Here is a 15,990-nt window from a genome sequence, read left to right on the forward strand (position 1 = left end):
CAAGGAAGGCCGCCCGGCAAGGAAGGCCACCCGGCAAGGAAGGCCACCAGCTAGGAAGGCCCGCCCGACAAGGAAGACCCGCCTGTTAAGGAAGGCCCGCCTGCCAAGCGAGGCCCACCCGCACATGCAAGGCGTACGACTCGGTTCGCGTGGGGTCAGACACCTCGTCTGGGCAGTGGATGCGGCTCGTGCGGGGGCTCTGGGCGTGAGGGAGGGACGCGTGACTGCCGGAAGGGTTCTGTGGATGGGTTGGCTGGTTACTGTGGTGGGCTGGTTGGTCAGCGGATGGATTGGCGCTCGGTCAGGGCGGCGTATCGGCCGCCGTGGCGCATCAGGCTGTCGTGGGTGCCGTGTTCGACGATGCGGCCCGTCTCGATGACGAGGATCTGGTCGGCGTCGCGTACGGTGCTCAGGCGGTGGGCGATCACGACGCGGGTCTGGGGCTGCCTTGCTAGGTTCTGCTCGATCGCTGCCTCGGTGGCAGTGTCCAGGTGGCTTGTCGCCTCGTCGAGCAGTAGGAGGCGGGGCTGGGGGAGCAGTGCGCGGGCGAGCGCGATCCGCTGCCGCTGGCCGCCGGACAGGCCGCTGCCTTCGGTGAGTATCGTCTCGTATCCCATCGGCATGGCCATGATGTCGTCGTGGACGCAGGCGAGGCCGGCCGCCGCCACGACCTGCTCCAGCGAGGCGTCGGGGACGGTCAGGCCGATGTTGTCCCTGATGGTTCCGGTGAACAGGTGCGGATCCTGGGTGACCACGCCGAAGCGGCTGCGCAGCCAGCGTACGTCGACGTCCCAGGCGGGTGTTCCGTCGTACCAGATCTCGCCCTCGACCGGCTGGTACAGGCCGAGCAGGATCCGTCCCAGTGTGCTCTTGCCCGACCCGGAACTCCCCACCAGGGCCACCTTCTGGCCGGGGCCCACCGCGAAGGACATGTTCCTGAGCGTCCATGGGGAGCGCGGGTCGAAGCGGAATCCGACGTTTCGCAGCACGACCTCCCCGCGCAGGTGTGGCTTCTTGCCGCCTTTCCGCTCTGGCTCTGCCTCGACGATGTCGGCCAGCCTTTCGAAGTGCGCCCCGGCTTCCTGGAGCTCTTGCAGGCTGGTCAGGAGGGAGGTCAGCGGGGTGAGTGTGGACACGGCCAGCGCGTTGAGCGCGAGCATCGTGCCCAGGCTCAGCTCACCGTTGAGCACCTGGGCCGCGCCAACGAGGAGCAGCAGTGCGGGACCGAGGATCCTGGTGCCCGAAAGGGCCGAGTCCAGGACGCCTCGGGTCAGGCCCAGGCGCATGTCGGTGTTCATCTGGGCGGTGAACATCCCGGACCACCGCTCGACGGCACGCCACTCGGCGTTGGATGCCTTGATCGTCTCGATGCCGCCGATGGACTCGATGAGTCTGCTCTGGGTCGTGGCGGCGGCGGTCAGGCCGCGTCCGGTGAGGTCTGTGACCCGCCTGCGGGTTGCCAGGAGCAACGCGACCTGGATGGCCGCCACGGCCGCCAGGCAGCCGCCGAGCAGAGGATCGCCCAGCAGGACCAGGGTCACGAGGACCACCGCGAGGGGGCCGTCGAGCAGGGTGGAGAGCACCTGGCCGGACAGCATGGCGCGCAGGCTGGCCGCGCTCTGCGTGCTCATGACCAGGTCGCTTGTGCCTCTGAGAGTGAAGTACCGGTAGGGGAGCGTGAACAGGTGTCCGACCACACCGGCCGTGAATTCGGTGTCCGCCCGTGCCCGCAGCATGAGCAGCACGGCCGTACGAAGGAAGGTGAGGATCGCCTGGGTGAGCACCACGAAGCCGAGGCCCACGAGCAGGATGTGCAGCAGGTAGCGGTTCTCGCTGGGAAGGATCTCGTCGACGACGAGCCCGGCCAGCAGCGGCAGGACGAGGGAGAGCGCTTGCAGCAGGAGGGAGGCGAGCACCGCCTGGAACAGCAGGAGGCGGTGGCGCATCAGGAGAGCGGTGACCAGTTCCCGGCGCCACGGGCGGCGCTTCGGGCCTTCGACGCTGAAATCGGGGCCCGGCTCGAAAGCCAGGACGACGCCCGTGAACCCGAGGTCGAATTCCTCCGCCGTGAGCCTGCGCCGACCGGAGGCGGGATCGACGACCTCGACGACGTCCGGCCGCCAGCGTTCGACGACGAGGAAGTGGTTGAACTCCCAGTGCACGATGAAGGGGCCGGGCACCGCGCCGAGTTGGCCGGGGGCGAGCGAGAACGCCCTGGCACGCAGGCCGTACGACTTGGCGGCCGCCGCGATCGCGGACGCGTTCAGTCCGTCCCGCGACACCTGGACGTGCTCGCTGACCTCGCGTACGGTCGCACGTCGTCCGTGGTGCCCGAGGACCATCGCCAGGCAGGCCGCGCCGCAGTCGGTCATCGTGCTCTGCCTGATGACCGGTATCCGCTTGCGCCTCATCGGCCCGCCCCGAGGGCAGGCAGGATGCCGATCAGGATCACGCCCGCCATGGACAGCGCGAGCAGTCCCACGTAGGTCCACAGGCCGATCAGGAGTTTCCTGGAGATTCGGTACGGCTGCTCGATGTGCCTTCGGGAGGTCGTGTGGTGGTGGACCGCCTTCTCCCGGTACGGAAGCTGGCTCACGTGCCGGTCCGCTCAGCCATGCCGATTCGCTCAGCTGTGTCGGTCCGCTCGGCCATGCCGGTCGAATTCGCGGCGCCGGAAGAGCCGTGGCCACCGGTCCGGTCGGCGGTGCCCCAGAACCACTCGATCTTGGCCGTGCTCCTGCGCCGCTCGATCCAGTCGGCGAAGATCTGCCGCTCGACAAGGTCGCGCACGGTGGCGTCGATAGCCGGGGCGTGGGAAGCAGCGGCGTCGTGCGCGGTGGTGCCCGAGGTAGCGGTGTTGTGCGCGGTGGTGCCCGAGGTAGCGGTGTTGTGCGCGGTGGTGCCCGAGGTAGCGGTGTTGTGCACGGTGGTGCCCGAAGTAGCGGTGGTGTCGGAAGCGGAGGTGTTGAGAGGGGTGGTGTGAGGAGCGCTGGTGCGCGCGGTGGCGTGGGGAGTGGTACCGCGCGCGGTGGTGTGGGGAGAGGTGGTGCGCACAGTGGTGTCGGGAATGGCGGTGTTGCGCGCGGTGGTGTCTGAAGTGGAGGTGTCGGGAGGGAGGGTGTTGGGAGCGGTGGGCTCTGGGGTGGGGGGAGTGGGAATGGCTGGTTCCACGGCTAGTACCTTGATCAGGAGGTGGCCGTGTTCTGTGGGGAAGGGGCCGACGACTGTTCCCGGTGCTGCTCCGAATACCTGGTCGGCCGTTTCTCTGTCCAGTTCGCCTCGGCGCAGGGTGGCGAATACCTCGCCCGGTCGGGCCGTGCCTTCGGCGAAGGCCTGTTCCGCAGCGGCGAGGAAACCGTCGGCGTCGAGTGCTCGTGGGCCGGCCTCGGTGGTGAACTCGACTCGCGCGACGCGAGCGAGGTCGAGTTCGTGGCCGTGCTCGGCCAGCCAGGGCTCGAGCTTTCCTGAGGCCACTCGCGAGCGGAGACGGGCTACGGAGGCTTCGACGGTGACCAGTTCCTCCAGTTCGGAATGGGAGATGTGGTGGCGATTCAGCCACGCCTGGACCGCGTCTGCGGTCAGCAGGCCGCGTGCTCGGCGGAACGCGTCCATCGCCGTCTGTAGCTCGGCGTCGGTCAGCGGTTCCGACTCCTCTTCCAGCACCTCGCGTACCAAGCTGTCGTTGATGAGGCGGTCGGCGGGGCGGGACTCGTCCCATATGAAGTCCAGGCAGGCGATGGCCCTGGCCACCGGTGTCTCGACCCCGTTCACCCGGAGCAGCAGATGCTCTGCGGCCCGGTGCACGCCGCGCAGTGGCCAAGGCAGCGCCTGGTCCTGACACCACGACAGGGAGATCGTGGCGCCGTCGCCGTTCTTGATGAGCAGGGCGTGGTGGAGCGACCCGTCGTACTCCTCGCGCTGCCTGACCAGCCGCACCCGGACGGACGGGTGCTCCGCCCGGAACGTGGCCAGGTCTCGCTCGGCCGTACCGGCGCTGAGCAGGTCGACCGCCTCGGCGAGCATGCGCCCGTCCGCCATCACTTGACTCCGCTCATGAGCAGCTCGCCGATGGCCGCGCTGATGGGCAGCGCGGCCGCGTCCTCGATCCAGAGGAACTGGCCGTTCGGGTTGATCTCCAGGAAGACGTGGCGGTCGTCCGGCGTGAGGATCAGGTCGATCGCGCCGTAGGTGAGCCCGAGGCGTTCGACCAGTTCGAGGCAGCGTCGGGAGATTTCTGCGGGCAGTTCGTGCGGCCGGATGGGCGTCGCGCCGGGGTCGTAGTGCCGCCAGTCGTACCTTGTGTGGTTGCTCACCTGGGAGTGGATCTCGGCGGCGAAGATCGCGCTCCCGACCACGGTCACCCGTAGCTCGACGCGCTTGGGCACGTACGCCTGGATGATGATCGGGCAGAGGCGCAGGGTGCCCGCGTACGTGATGTCCGTGGCGGTTACGGGGGCCGCGAACCGGCCGAAATCCGGCTCAGGTCGGTTGCCGTGTACGGGCTTGGTGATCACACGGCCTTCGTGCCGGTCGTAGAAGTCGAGAAAGCTCTCGGGGTCGTTCGTGATCAGCGTCGCGGGGAGCTCGAAGCCCAGCTGCCGGGCCAGTTCCAGCTGGTACGGCTTGCTTGCCGCGCGGTCGATGACCGGACGCGCGGCGGGGATCGTGAGGCAGTCGAGGCTGTCCCAGAGCCCTTCGGCCATGAGGCGGCACTCCTCCTGCACGTAGTCGCGTCCGGCGACCTGCGGATGGGCCACCGGATCACGCGGCCGGCGGTACCAGAGCGCGGTCAGCTCGTCGAGGGCGATGCGGCGGCCACCGTGGTCGAGCACCCGGCCGGTCGAACCGTCACCGGAATGGCCGATCTCAAGGGTGGCATCGGTGGGAAAGGAGGCGGGATCGAAGACGATGACGTCCGCACCGGCGGCCGTGACTGATTTCACGACCCGGTCGGCGTGCTCATCTCCGTCAGAGGTCAGGACGAGGATCATCAGCGTGGCTCCGGACGAGGGCGCGAAGGCGAGGGGTGCAAGGTGGGGGGCGCCAAGGCGACGGCGGAGCCCCGAAGGTGAGGGCCCGAAGGTGAGGGCCCGAAGGTGAGGGCCCGAAGGTGAGGGCCCGAAGGTGAGGGCCCGAAGGTGAGGGCCCGAAGGCGGGGGCGATGGTGGGCCCGAAGGCGGGGGCGATGGTGGGGGCGATGGTGGGCCCGAAGGCGGGGGCGATGGTGGGGGCGCGAGTTGGGTCGCGCCCCCGAGGGGGCTAGTTGCTGTCGCCCGAGGTGTGGCTGTGGTTGCCGTGGATCGTGATGACCTGGCTCTTGGCGCCGCCGCTCACCTGAAGAAGCTGCCCCTCATCGAGCTCCGGGCCGAGAGCCGCGATGTCGTCCAGCGTGGTACGCGTCTTGCTCATGTGGATGAGCCCTTCTTCCCGTACGGAACACCTGGTGTGCTCCGTTGCATGAGGAAAGTTAGGCGAGCGGCCCCCCGCCGGGCGTCCGTCAGCCGGGTGATCTCAGATCCTCCCTCCAGCGGACGCGGATGCGTGCGGCCTCCGCCGGGCGGGGTGACGGGCGCGGGACGTACGGGTAAGTTCCGTTCGTGGGAGATGTGAAGATTGTTTACCGCAAGTACGGCGGAGCGCTGCACTGGAACCATCTGGGCAAGTTGCTGGGGGAGGACGAGCACGGCGTGTGGGTGGCGGTGCCGAGCGGGACCGTCGCGCGCAAGGGGGAGGGGCCGCCGGTCACCTGGCAGACTGACTGCCTCATGCTGTTCCCGCGCGATGCCTGGTGGACGGCGACCTTCCACTCGCTGCCGCACACGTGTGAGATCTACGTCGACGTCACGACCGTGCCCGAGTGGCGTGACGGTGAGATGACCATGTTCGATCTGGATCTCGACGTGATCAGGATGCGGGACGGGCGGCTGTATCTGGATGACGAGGACGAGTTCGCCGAGCATCAGGTGCTGCTCGGCTACCCGCAGGACATGATCGTTCGGGCTGAGGAGACAGCGCGGTGGCTGCTCGCGGCGGTGGAGCGGCGGGAAGAACCGTTCGGTGGTGCGCACCTGCGCTGGATGGGGGAGGGTTAGCGGCCGGCGATCCGGAGGGCGTCTTTCATGGCCGCCCATCGCTGTGGGCTCGCCAAGCCCGCGTGGTAGAGGTGGATCTCCGACGCGCCCGCCTTGACGTACGTGCTGAGGAGCTCGGCGAGGGCCTCGGCGTCGGCGGGGCGGGGCGGCAGCGCCAGGACGTACGCGCCGACCCGCTGACCTGGGCCGCACAGCTCGCCGAGGCGGGACAGCCGGGCGGCGTCCTTGTCCGGGTCGCCCCAGCAGTTGCCCACCAGCACGTCGGCCGCCTGCTCGCCCTCGGGGAGTGCGGCGAACGGGCCGGTGGCCCAGGGGTCGGGGTCGGCGTGCAGGGCGATGGGCAGGTTCGGCGCCACCTGCCGGGCCGTAGAGGTCAGGCGTCGGCGCAGGGCCGCCGACAGTTCGACGCGTACGGCGCGCACCTCGTCGGCGAGCGGCCCGAGAGCGGTCTCCAGGACGCTGGAGCCGGTGCCACCGGGCGCGACCGGGCTGTCGATGGCCGCTCGTACCCGGTCCCCGGTGCCCGCTGGATACAGGTCCGCGCAGCGTGCGCAGAAGCAGAGTGACATCAGGCCGGCGTCGAAGTCCGCGCCCGCGGTCTTCTCGTGCACGCTCTGGTGCCCGAACCCCATCGGCCCGCATCCTTCGAGGATCAGCCCGTCCGGCTCCCCGGCCGTCAGCACCTCGCGCACCAGCCGCTCGCAGTAGTCGGCCACGTCCTCCCAGGCGGGACAGAGCGCGTACGGGTAGCGATCCCCGAAGGCGTTGCGCACCACCAGATCCGGATGTGCCTGCCCGAGGTGGGCGTTGTGCGTCAGCACGGTCCACGCGTACACCTTCAGCCCGGCCGCGCGCAGCGCGTCGCTCGCGAGCAGATAGGCGTCCGGCGTGGTCCAGGTGGGCGCGGCGGGCACCAGGCGGCCCCAGGCTTCGGCCCGCACCGGCAGGTAGAGCGCCGAGTGCGGCACGTCGAGGACGCGGTGCGCGGGGTGCAGCGGGGTGGCCGCGCGGGTGGAGTGGTAACTGGCGGCCAGGGCGACGGCGTCCACCCCGAGCGCGGCCAGGCGCTCGGGGGCGGCGGGGTCGCCGACGATGTCCCAGGGGTAGGCGTAGAGGAGGTTCACCAGCGGGGCCGCTCAGCGGTGAAGGCCGGCTCGAAACGGCGCAGGTACGTCGTGTCGTCGCGGGCGGTGACGCCGCACGTGAGGTACTGCTCGTGCATGACGGCGAGTGCGTCGCGGTCGAGTTCGACGCCGAGGCCGGGGCCGGCGGGCACGGGGACGGCGCCGTCGACGAAGCTGAGGGCGCCGGGCGCGACCACGTCCTGGCCGTTCTGCCAGGGGGTGTGGGTGTCGCAGGCGCTGGTGAGGTTGGGGGTGGCGGCGGCCAGGTGGGTCATGGCGGCGAGGCTGATGCCGAGGTGCGAGTTGGAGTGCATGGACAGCTCCAGGCCGAAGGTCTCGCACAGGGAGGCGACGTGCGCGGTGCGCACCAGGCCGCCCCAGTAGTGGTGGTCGAGCAGCAGCACGCCGATGGCGCGGGCGGCGATGGCGGGGGGCAGGTGCTCGGGGGTGACGACGCACATGTTGGTCGCCAGGGGCATGGAGACCTGGGCGGCGACGGCGGCCATGCCGGCGATGTCGGGGGTGGGGTCTTCGAGGTACTCCAGCACGCCGTCGAGTTCGCGGCCGACCCGGATGGAGGTGTCCACGCTCCAGACGGCGTTCGGGTCCAGGCGCAGCGGCACCCCGGGAAACGCCTCGTGCAGCGCCTGGGTGGCGGCGATCTCCTGGTCGGGCTCGAAGACGCCGCCCTTGAGCTTGATCGAGGTGAAGCCGTACTCCTTGATGAACAGCGACGCCTGCTCGACGACACCCTCGGGATCGAGCGCGGCGCCGAACCTGTCGGGCTCGGCGCCGGGGTGGCCCGCCCACTTGTAGAAGAGATAGGCGCTGTACGGCACGGCGTCACGGACCCGGCCGCCGAGCAGGTCGACCACGGGCACGCCGGCCGCCTTGCCGCGGATGTCCAGACTGGCCACCTCGAACGGGGAGAACACCCGGTCGACGCTCTTCTCCTTGGTGGCGGCGCCGGTCAGGCCGTGCAGGTCGCTCACCGCGTCGCCGACGGTGGCGGCGATCCTGGCGTACATCTGGTTCGTGGCGTGCACGTCGAGGCCGATCAGGACCTCGGCGCACTCCCGTACCTTGGTCAGGTGGCCCAGGTCGCCGTAGGTCTCGCCGAGCCCGGTCAGGCCCTCATCGGTGATCACCTCGACGATCGTGCGCAGGGCCCATGGTTCGTGGACCCCTGCGGCGTTGAGCAGAGGCGGGTCCTTGAATGCGACTGGCGTGACGTTGATCTGCGTAATGATCATGTGATCGCCGTTCATATATGTGAACAATGGTCAGATTTGTGGACAGAATGCGGCAACTGTAAGAATCGAGCTGAGACAGTGTCAAGACTCCGAAGGGCCATTCGATGATCTACGGATACGACCCCAGAACCGGCGAGACCGTGGGCGACGCCCTCCCCGAGACGGATCGCGACGGGGTCGACATGATCGTCTCCGCCGCGGCGGCCGCGGGCGAGGCGTGGCGCGCGACCCCCGCCGCCGAGCGGGCACAGGCGCTCGAAGCCGTCGCGGACGCGCTGGCCGCCGAGACCGACGAGCTGTGGCGGCTCGCCGACCGCGAGACCGCGCTCGGCGAGGTACGGCTGCGCGGCGAGGTGGCCAGGACGGCCGGGCAGTTCCGGCTCTTCGCCCAGGTGATCAGGGACGGGGGCTACCTGGAGGCGATCGTCGACCACGCCGATCCGGCCAGCGCCCCGCCCAGGCCGGACGTACGCCGGATGAAGCAGCCGCTGGCCGGGGTGGTGGCGGTGTTCGCGGCGAGCAACTTCCCGTTCGCCTTCTCGGTGGCCGGTGGCGACACCGCCTCCGCGCTCGCCGCGGGCTGCCCGGTGGTGGTCAAGGCGCATCCGGGCCATCCCCACACCTCCGCGCGGGTGGCCCAGATCGTCCGCCGCGCGCTGCCGTACCCCGACCTGCTCGGGCTGGTGCAGGGCATGCGGGCGGGGGCCGACCTGGTCCAGCACCCGAGGGTGGTGGCGGCCGGGTTCACCGGGTCCGTCGCGGGCGGCAAGGCGATCCAGGGTCTCATCGACGAGCGGGAGGTGCCGATCCCGTTCTTCGGCGAGCTGGGCAGCGTCAACCCGGTCGTGGTGCTGCCGTCGGCGCCCAAGGCCGCGGTGGCGAGCGGGTTCGCCACTTCGCTCACGATGGGCGTGGGGCAGTTCTGCACCAATCCCGGGCTGATGTTCGTGCCGGAGGACGACGAGCTCCGCACGGCGCTGGTCGAGGCCGTCGAGGGGACGACGGGCGGCCCGATGCTGGCCGAGCGGATCAGGGACGGCTATCTGGGCGGCGTGGGCCGCCTCGGTGAGCTGCGGCTGCTGGCCGAGGGCAAGCCGGGGGAGGGCGAGTGGGCGGTCACGCCCAAGGTGTTCACCACGGACGTGAAGACCTTCGCCGACAAGCTGCCGGGCATCGGTGAGGAGTGCTTCGGCCCGGCGTCGATCGTGGTGACCTACCGCGAGCTCGCCGAGCTGCGGCCCGTGCTGGAGCGGCTCGACGGATCGCTGACCGCCACCGTGCACGGCACCGACCCCGGCGAGGCCGCCGAGATCACCGAGGCGCTCGGCGCCCGGGCCGGGCGGCTCATCTGGAACGGCTGGCCCACGGGCGTGGCCGTCACCTGGGCCATGCACCACGGCGGACCCTGGCCCGCCGCGACGTCCACGACCACCTCGGTCGGCGCCACGGCCATCGACCGCTGGCTCGCGCCCAGGGCCTATCAGGACTGGCCGGAGCAGCTGCTGCCGGACGAGCTCAAGGACGACAACCCGCTGAACGTCCCGCGCCGGGTCGACGGCACCTTGACCCGCTGACGGCCCCGCCGGCCGGCACGGGCCGTGCGGACGCGCTCCGCACGGCCCCATCCGGTCAGGCTCCCACGATCTCGAGCCCGGCCGCGATGATCTTCTCCAGCTCCGCCACGTGCTCGGCCGACGCGTCGACCAGCGGCGGACGTACCCCTCCGACGTCCTGGCCGCGCAGCCTGAGCCCCGCCTTGACCAGCGAGACGGCGTAGCCGGGCACCAGGTCGCGGAGCTGGACCAGCGGCAGGTAGAAGCTGGTCAGCAGCCGCTGGGCCAGCGCGTCGTCGCCGCTCGTCACCGCCCGGTAGAAGGCCAGCGCGATCTCCGGCGCGAACGCGAACGCGGCGCTGGAGTAGAGGCTCACGCCCATCCCCCGGAAGGCCGCCACGGTCAGCTCCGCGGTCGGCAGTCCGTTGAAGAACGTGAACTCGCTGCCGGGAGCCTGCTGCCGCACCGTCAGGATGATGCGCTGCAGCAGGTCGAAGTCCCCCAGCCCGTCCTTCAGCCCGATCACGTCCGGCATCCGCGCGAGCGTCGCCGTCGAGTCGGGGGTGAACCGCGCGTTGCCCCGGTGGTAGACGATGACCGGCAGACCGGCCGCGTCCGCCACCTCGCGCACATACCGGATCAGCCCCTCAGGCGGGGCGGTGACCAGGTAGGGGGGCATCAGGAGCAGGCCGTCGGCCCCATGGGCGGCCGCGGCGCGCGCGACCGACTTGGCGAAGGGCAGCGAGCCCCCCGCCCCCGCGAAGACCGGGACGCGCCCGGCGGTCGCGGTGACGGAAGCCGCCACGACCCGGGTGTAGTCGTCCAGGTCGAGGGCGTTGAACTCGCCCGTGCCGCACGCGGTGAACACTCCTCCCGCCCCGGCTGACACTCCCTGGTCGACATGTTGGATCAGTGGCTGCTCGGCCACCTCGCCATCAGGTCCGAACGGAGTAACAGGAAAGAAGAGAACACCATCTAGCCGCATCAACGCCTCCTTCTAGCGGATGCCCTCCCGGCGGAGAGTGGCACCCAGCTTGTGGGTATGTCTGATCACCGCATCGGTCACCCGTTCCACGTCGGCGGGCGCCAGGCCCACCGGCATGGAGCAGCTGATCGCGTCGGTGGCCGGGATCCGGTAATCGACCGCGACCGCCACGCAGACCACGCCCGGCGTGCCCTGCTCGCGCTCGTAGGCCCATCCTCTGGCCCTGATCTTGTCGAGCTCGCCGGTCAGTTCGGCGAAGTCGGTGATCGTGTGATCGGTGATCGGGGCCAGAGGCTTCGGGATCAGGGCCGCGACCTCGTCGTCCGTGAGCTGCGCCAGCAGCACCTGGCCGAGGGCGGTGACATGGGCAGGTAAACGTCTGCCCACCCGGGGGATGATGTGGTGCGCTTCGCGCGAGTCCCTCGTGGCGAGATACAGCACGTGCGCCTCGTCCCGGCGAGCGAAGTGGACGGTGTGCCCGGTCTCCTCCCGCAGGTCCTCCAGCGCTTCCTGGGCGAACGGCAGCGCCATATCCTTGTCCAGATAGGCGGTGCCGGTCAGCAGCGCGTGCGGCCCGATGCCGAACGTCGACTTCGCGCCGTCCGTCTCCACCCAGTTCAGCTCCACCAGGGTGCGCATCAGCGCGTGCAGGCTGCTGCGCGGAAACCCGGTGCGCTGCTGCAGCTCCGAGAGCGTCAAGGTCTCGCGGGAGGCGGCCAGTGTCTCCAGGATGCGTACCGTCCGCTCGGCGGACTTGACCAGCTGCGGCTCCATGCTCATCCCATCTCCCCTGCGGATTAGATGTGTCAGCATATTGGATGCCGTCCAGATACATGGACACTCAGCCCTTAACCGCACCGCTGGTGAGGCCGCGCATGAACTGCTTCTGGAAGGCGAGGAAGGCGATGATCGACGGCAGCAGCGCCAGCAGCGTGGCCGCGAGCAGCACGCCGAGCCCGACCTCCTCGTCCCCGCGCAGCGAGCGCAGCGCGATGGGCAGCGTCCACATGTCCGACTCGGGGGCCACGATCAAGGGCAGCAGATACTGGTCCCAGATCATGGTGAAGCCGAAGACGCCGATCACGCCGAGGGCGGGGCGGCAGAGCGGCAGGATGATCGTGAAGAACGTCCGCAGCTCGCCCGCGCCGTCGAGGCGCGCGGACTCCTCCAGCTCGACCGGCACCTCCTTCATGAACTCCGTCATGACCAGGATGGAGAAGCCCCAGGCGCCCACCGGCAGGATCATGCCCGCGTAGGTGCCGATGAGGTTGACGTTCAGCAGCGGCATGTCGGCGAGGACGAGGGACAGCGGGATCGCGATGATCTCCTCGGGCAGCATCATGGTGGCGAGCATGATCAGCATGACGAGCGACATGCCCTTGAACTTCTTGCGTGCCAGTGAATAGGCGGCGAACACGCTCACCAGCACCTGCAGGAGCAGCCCGAACCCGACCACCACGAACGAGTTGAACAGGTAGAGGTAGACGTTCCTGTTGCCGGCCTGGACGAAGTTGTCCAGCGTGAACTCGTCCGGCCAGAAGGAGAAGGAGGTCGGGTCGAGCGTCTTGTTGAAGGCGCTGACCAGCAGCCCGAACAGGGGACCGGCGAAGATCAGCACCATGCCCGCATAGATCACGATCTTGAACAGGACGGCCAGCGGCCCGCGCCGCATCTCAAGCCCTAGGGCGCTGTCGAATTTCACGCCGCCTGCCTCCTGCGCATCAGCTGCACTCCCACGGTGAGCACCAGGGTGGCCGCGAACAGCACGATGCCGCCCGCCGAGGCGATCCCCAGCTCGCCCGACTGGAACCCGAGCTTGTAGATCAAGGTCATCAACACTTCGGAGGAGCCGTTCGGCCCGCCGTTGGTGAGCACGTACACCTCGACGAAGACCCGCAGGCCGCGGATGGCGGCGAGGGTGAACAGGATCCAGAACACCGGGCGCAACGCGGGCAGCGTGATGTGCCGCAACCGGCGCCAGACGGAGGCGCCGTCAACGGCGGACGCCTCGTAGAGGGTGCGGTCGATGCCGACCAGCCCGGCCAGGAAGACCATCATGTCGTACGGCGTGCCGCGCCAGATGCTCATCCCCATGATGGACAGCAGCGAGGTGTCCTCGCTGGCCAGGAAGGGCTGCGGGCCGAGGGCGACCCAGCCGAGGATGGTGTTGAGCAGGCCGGTGTCGCCGGGGTAGTACATGATCCGCCACACCTCGGCCACGGCCGCCATCGTGGTCACGACCGGCAGGAAGGCCGCGGTCCTGATGAACCAGAGGTACTTGGCCGGACCCTCGATGAGCAGCGCGAAACAGAAGCCGAGCAGCAGCGACCCCACGGTCGTGCCGATGGCCAGGACCGCGCTGTGCCAGATGGCCGTCAGGAAGGCGTCGTCGGAGAGGATCGCGGCGTAGTTGTCGAAACCCACCCAGGTGGTGTCGATGTACCGGATCTCCTGGAAGCTCATCACCAGACCGGTGATCATGGGGATGAACTTGAAGTAGAGGAACAGCACCAGAGCGGGCGCCAGAAAGGCCCAGGCCACGAGCGGCCCCCGCCAGCGCGCCATTCTGGGGCGCTGGCGGGAGGCCGCCGACCGGGACTTCGCCCGCGTGAGCGTCGGGGTCATGATGCCTTTTGGTTCTGCAGTTCCTGGGTCAGCTTGGTGTTGGCGGCTTCCATCTCGGTCTTGACGTCCTTGCCGCAGTCGGCCCAGACGGCGTTGAGCGCGTCGGCCGAGCTCTGGCGGATCGGCGCCCAGTTCGGCACGGGAGGCGCGTAGACCGCGTTGGCGTAGGCGTCCTGGAACACCTGCCAGCGGGGGTCCTGCCGCTCGGCGGCCAGGTCGACCTCGGTGTTGACCGGGAGGCGGACGATGGCGCCGTTGGCGTCCTTGTTCATGCCGATCCGCTGGCCCTCGGCGGAGATGGCGTACTCGGCGAACTTCTTCTGGCCGTCCTCGTTCTGGGAGCCGGCCATCAGGTAGACGTTCTCGCCCTCACCGAGGGTGCCGGGGCCGCCCGACGGGCCCTTGGGCACCGGGAAGACCTCGATCTTGTCGGTGCCGATGCTGCCGGCGAACCGGGCGAGCACGTACGGGCCGGTCAGGTAGAGACCGCCCTGGTTGTTCTCAAACACCTCGTGGGTGACGGCCGTGTCGTTGTTGACCGCGCCGGGGTTGACCGTCTTGGCGTCGCAGAACTGGTCCTGGAGCCACTGGACGGCCTCGACCGTCTTGGTGTCGTTCATGGTGGCGCCGAAGGTGCCGGTGCCGCTGGAGGTGACGAAGTCCCCGCCGTTGGCGTAGATGAGGGAGGAGGCGTACCACGAGGCGTAGCCACGCTTGGTGCTGGCCGGGATGAGCAGGCCGGCCGAGTCGGCCTTGCCGTTGCCGTCGGGGTCCTTCTCGGTGAAGGCCTTGGCCAGCGCGGCGAGGTCGTCCCAGGTCTTGGGCACCTCCAGGCCGAGCTTCTCCCGCCAGTCCTTGCGCGCGATGATGGCGAAGGCCTGGGAGGAGAACGGCGCGCCCCACGTCTTGCCGTCGCTCGCCGTGGCCGCCTTCCACGCGGTCTCCGACACCTTGTCGCTGCCGGCGAGCGAGGCCTTGTCCACCTCGCGCAGCCAGCCCTGCGTCTGCATGTTGCCGATCTGGGCGGTGTCGTTGATGACGATGTCCGGCAGATCTTTCTGAGCGGCCTGCTGCTGCAGCTTCGTCTCGAAGTCGTCGAGCAGAGCGACTACCTTGGTCTTGATGCCGCTGGCCTTGGTGAAGCCGTCGGCCAGCTTCTGCGCTGTCTTGTGGGAGTCGGAGTCAGGTGCCTGCCTGATCCAGATCTCCAGTGCATCGTCGGTAGCAGACTCTGAGCCCCCGAAGCCGCAGCCTGTCAGCGTTACGGTCAGGGCCGTCGCAATAGCGACCCCGAGCACACTACGTGACATCAGACCGCCTCCTGTTCACATATGTGACATCTGTCGCGGACGTGGAAGTTGTTCCTGGAACGTTAACGAGTGGCACACATCACGGTCAATATTCAAGAATGTGAATCTCATACAGATTTGTGTACAACAGATCCATGCGCATACTCATGACCGGCGCCGCCGGGAAGGTCGGCACTCTGCTCCGTCCCCTTCTCGCCCGCGAAGGCAGGACCCTGCGCCTGTCCGACCTTCAGCGGGTCGAGCTCGGGGCAGGCGAGGAGCAGGTGGTCGCGGACCTCGCCGACGAGGCCGCCATGGCGACGGCGATGAAGGACGTCGACGCCGTGATCCATCTGGGCGGGCAGAGCCGCGAGCATCCGTGGGACGACATCGTCAAGGCCAACATCGACGGCACGCACGTGCTGCTGGAGGCCGCCAGGAAGGCGGGGGTCGAGCACCTGGTGCTCATGGGCAGCCATCACGCGGTCGGCTTCCACACCCGGCCGCCGGCCGGCGAGGAGCTGCCGGCCCACGCCTTTCCCCGGCCCGACACCTTCTATGGGGTGAGCAAGGTCGTCATGGAAGGGCTGGCCAGCCTCTACCACGACAGGTTCGGCATGAACGTGACCGTGATCAGGCTCGGCACCTGCAACGACGGCCCGTACGACACCCGCGGCCTGGCCACCTGGATCTCCCCGGCCGACCTCACCCGGCTGGTGGAGGCCGCGCTGACCGCGCCCGGCTTCCACGTCGTCTGGGGGGTCTCCGACAACGCGCGCCGCTGGTGGTCGCTGCGGGAGGCCGAAGCCATCGGGTACGTCTCCCAGGACGACTCCGAGTCCCGCGCCGCGGCGCTCATCGCTGAGCACGGGGAGCCGGATCTGGCCGACCCGCTGCACGACCGGGTCGGCGGCATCTTCACGCAGAAGGAGCTCGGCGGCTCCTGGTGAGCGTTCCTGCTCGGTAGCCGCCCTGATCGCGCAGATCGGGGCGGCTTTTCCGTTGCCCGGATCTTGTACTTGAAGATGCAACCGGTTGTAGAGGTGGGTGGGGTTACTCAAAATGTTAA

At 69.2% G+C, this 15,990-nt stretch carries 15 protein-coding genes; 3 read left to right on the plus strand and 12 right to left on the minus strand.

Translation table 11 applies throughout. From position 1 onward, the window contains the following. Positions 1-278: 278 nt before the first annotated feature. The 5 genes from OHA68_RS24865 to OHA68_RS24885 form a co-directional block, all read right to left on the minus strand. Positions 279-2,411: a peptidase domain-containing ABC transporter gene (locus tag OHA68_RS24865; RefSeq protein WP_327102389.1), complete on the minus strand. Its 2,133-nt coding sequence runs from the start codon at positions 2,409-2,411 to the stop codon at positions 279-281. After that, on the minus strand, positions 2,408-2,596 hold the full coding sequence (locus tag OHA68_RS24870; RefSeq protein ID WP_189141626.1) for a hypothetical protein: 189 nt from the start codon (positions 2,594-2,596) through the stop codon (positions 2,408-2,410). The genes OHA68_RS24865 and OHA68_RS24870 overlap by 4 nt, the downstream gene beginning before the upstream one ends. Beyond that, the gene (locus tag OHA68_RS24875; protein WP_327102390.1) at positions 2,593-4,038 is read right to left on the minus strand and encodes a TIGR04500 family putative peptide maturation system protein; all 1,446 of its coding nucleotides are present in this window, start codon (positions 4,036-4,038) and stop codon (positions 2,593-2,595) included. The genes OHA68_RS24870 and OHA68_RS24875 overlap by 4 nt, the downstream gene beginning before the upstream one ends. Further along, complete coding sequence (locus OHA68_RS24880) at positions 4,038-4,991, minus strand: MvdC/MvdD family ATP grasp protein (protein WP_327102391.1); 954 nt, start codon at positions 4,989-4,991, stop codon at positions 4,038-4,040. The genes OHA68_RS24875 and OHA68_RS24880 overlap by 1 nt, the downstream gene beginning before the upstream one ends. A 268-nt stretch (positions 4,992-5,259) precedes the next feature. After that, a complete protein-coding gene (locus OHA68_RS24885) occupies positions 5,260-5,409 on the minus strand; it encodes a hypothetical protein (RefSeq protein WP_189141629.1) in 150 nt (49 codons plus the stop codon). A gap of 188 nt (positions 5,410-5,597) precedes the next feature. Between OHA68_RS24885 and OHA68_RS24890 the strand changes: the two genes are divergently transcribed. After that, positions 5,598-6,092 (plus strand): DUF402 domain-containing protein, encoded by a 495-nt coding sequence (locus OHA68_RS24890; RefSeq protein WP_327102392.1) that lies wholly within the window; start codon positions 5,598-5,600, stop codon positions 6,090-6,092. Here the strand turns inward: OHA68_RS24890 and OHA68_RS24895 are convergent. Then, positions 6,089-7,216 carry a hypothetical protein gene (locus OHA68_RS24895; RefSeq protein WP_327102393.1) on the minus strand — a complete coding sequence of 376 codons (1,128 nt, stop codon included), beginning with the start codon at positions 7,214-7,216 and terminating at the stop codon, positions 6,089-6,091. The two genes, OHA68_RS24890 and OHA68_RS24895, sit on opposite strands and share 4 nt — an antisense overlap. Next, positions 7,213-8,469, minus strand: coding sequence for a glucarate dehydratase family protein (locus OHA68_RS24900; RefSeq protein WP_189141735.1), 1,257 nt, complete (start codon positions 8,467-8,469; stop codon positions 7,213-7,215). Before OHA68_RS24900 ends, OHA68_RS24895 begins: the two co-directional genes overlap by 4 nt. Before the next feature lie 104 nt (positions 8,470-8,573). Here OHA68_RS24900 and OHA68_RS24905 point away from each other — a divergent pair, with 104 nt between their 5' ends. Next, the gene (locus tag OHA68_RS24905) at positions 8,574-10,043 is read left to right on the plus strand and encodes an aldehyde dehydrogenase (NADP(+)) (protein WP_189141632.1); all 1,470 of its coding nucleotides are present in this window, start codon (positions 8,574-8,576) and stop codon (positions 10,041-10,043) included. Positions 10,044-10,098: 55 nt separating this feature from the next. Here OHA68_RS24905 and OHA68_RS24910 read toward each other — a convergent pair whose 3' ends face one another. From OHA68_RS24910 to OHA68_RS24930, 5 genes are all read right to left on the minus strand, one after another. Then, complete coding sequence (locus tag OHA68_RS24910; protein WP_189141633.1) at positions 10,099-11,007, minus strand: 5-dehydro-4-deoxyglucarate dehydratase; 909 nt, start codon at positions 11,005-11,007, stop codon at positions 10,099-10,101. Positions 11,008-11,019: 12 nt separating this feature from the next. After that, positions 11,020-11,787 (minus strand): IclR family transcriptional regulator, encoded by a 768-nt coding sequence (locus tag OHA68_RS24915; protein ID WP_225278213.1) that lies wholly within the window; start codon positions 11,785-11,787, stop codon positions 11,020-11,022. A gap of 61 nt (positions 11,788-11,848) precedes the next feature. After that, positions 11,849-12,709, minus strand: a complete 861-nt coding sequence (locus OHA68_RS24920) for a carbohydrate ABC transporter permease (protein WP_225278212.1) — start codon at positions 12,707-12,709, stop codon at positions 11,849-11,851. Next, the gene (locus OHA68_RS24925) at positions 12,706-13,632 is read right to left on the minus strand and encodes a carbohydrate ABC transporter permease (RefSeq protein WP_327102394.1); all 927 of its coding nucleotides are present in this window, start codon (positions 13,630-13,632) and stop codon (positions 12,706-12,708) included. The genes OHA68_RS24920 and OHA68_RS24925 overlap by 4 nt, the downstream gene beginning before the upstream one ends. Next, positions 13,629-14,942: a sugar ABC transporter substrate-binding protein gene (locus OHA68_RS24930; RefSeq protein ID WP_327102395.1), complete on the minus strand. Its 1,314-nt coding sequence runs from the start codon at positions 14,940-14,942 to the stop codon at positions 13,629-13,631. The genes OHA68_RS24925 and OHA68_RS24930 overlap by 4 nt, the downstream gene beginning before the upstream one ends. Before the next feature lie 134 nt (positions 14,943-15,076). On the opposite strand from OHA68_RS24930, the gene OHA68_RS24935 reads away from it, so the two are divergent. Further along, a complete protein-coding gene (locus tag OHA68_RS24935; protein WP_327102396.1) occupies positions 15,077-15,871 on the plus strand; it encodes an NAD-dependent epimerase/dehydratase family protein in 795 nt (264 codons plus the stop codon). Positions 15,872-15,990 lie beyond the last annotated feature (119 nt).

The sequence above is a fragment of the Nonomuraea glycinis genome (assembly GCF_035920485.1).
GTDB classification, from domain to species: domain Bacteria; phylum Actinomycetota; class Actinomycetes; order Streptosporangiales; family Streptosporangiaceae; genus Nonomuraea; species Nonomuraea glycinis.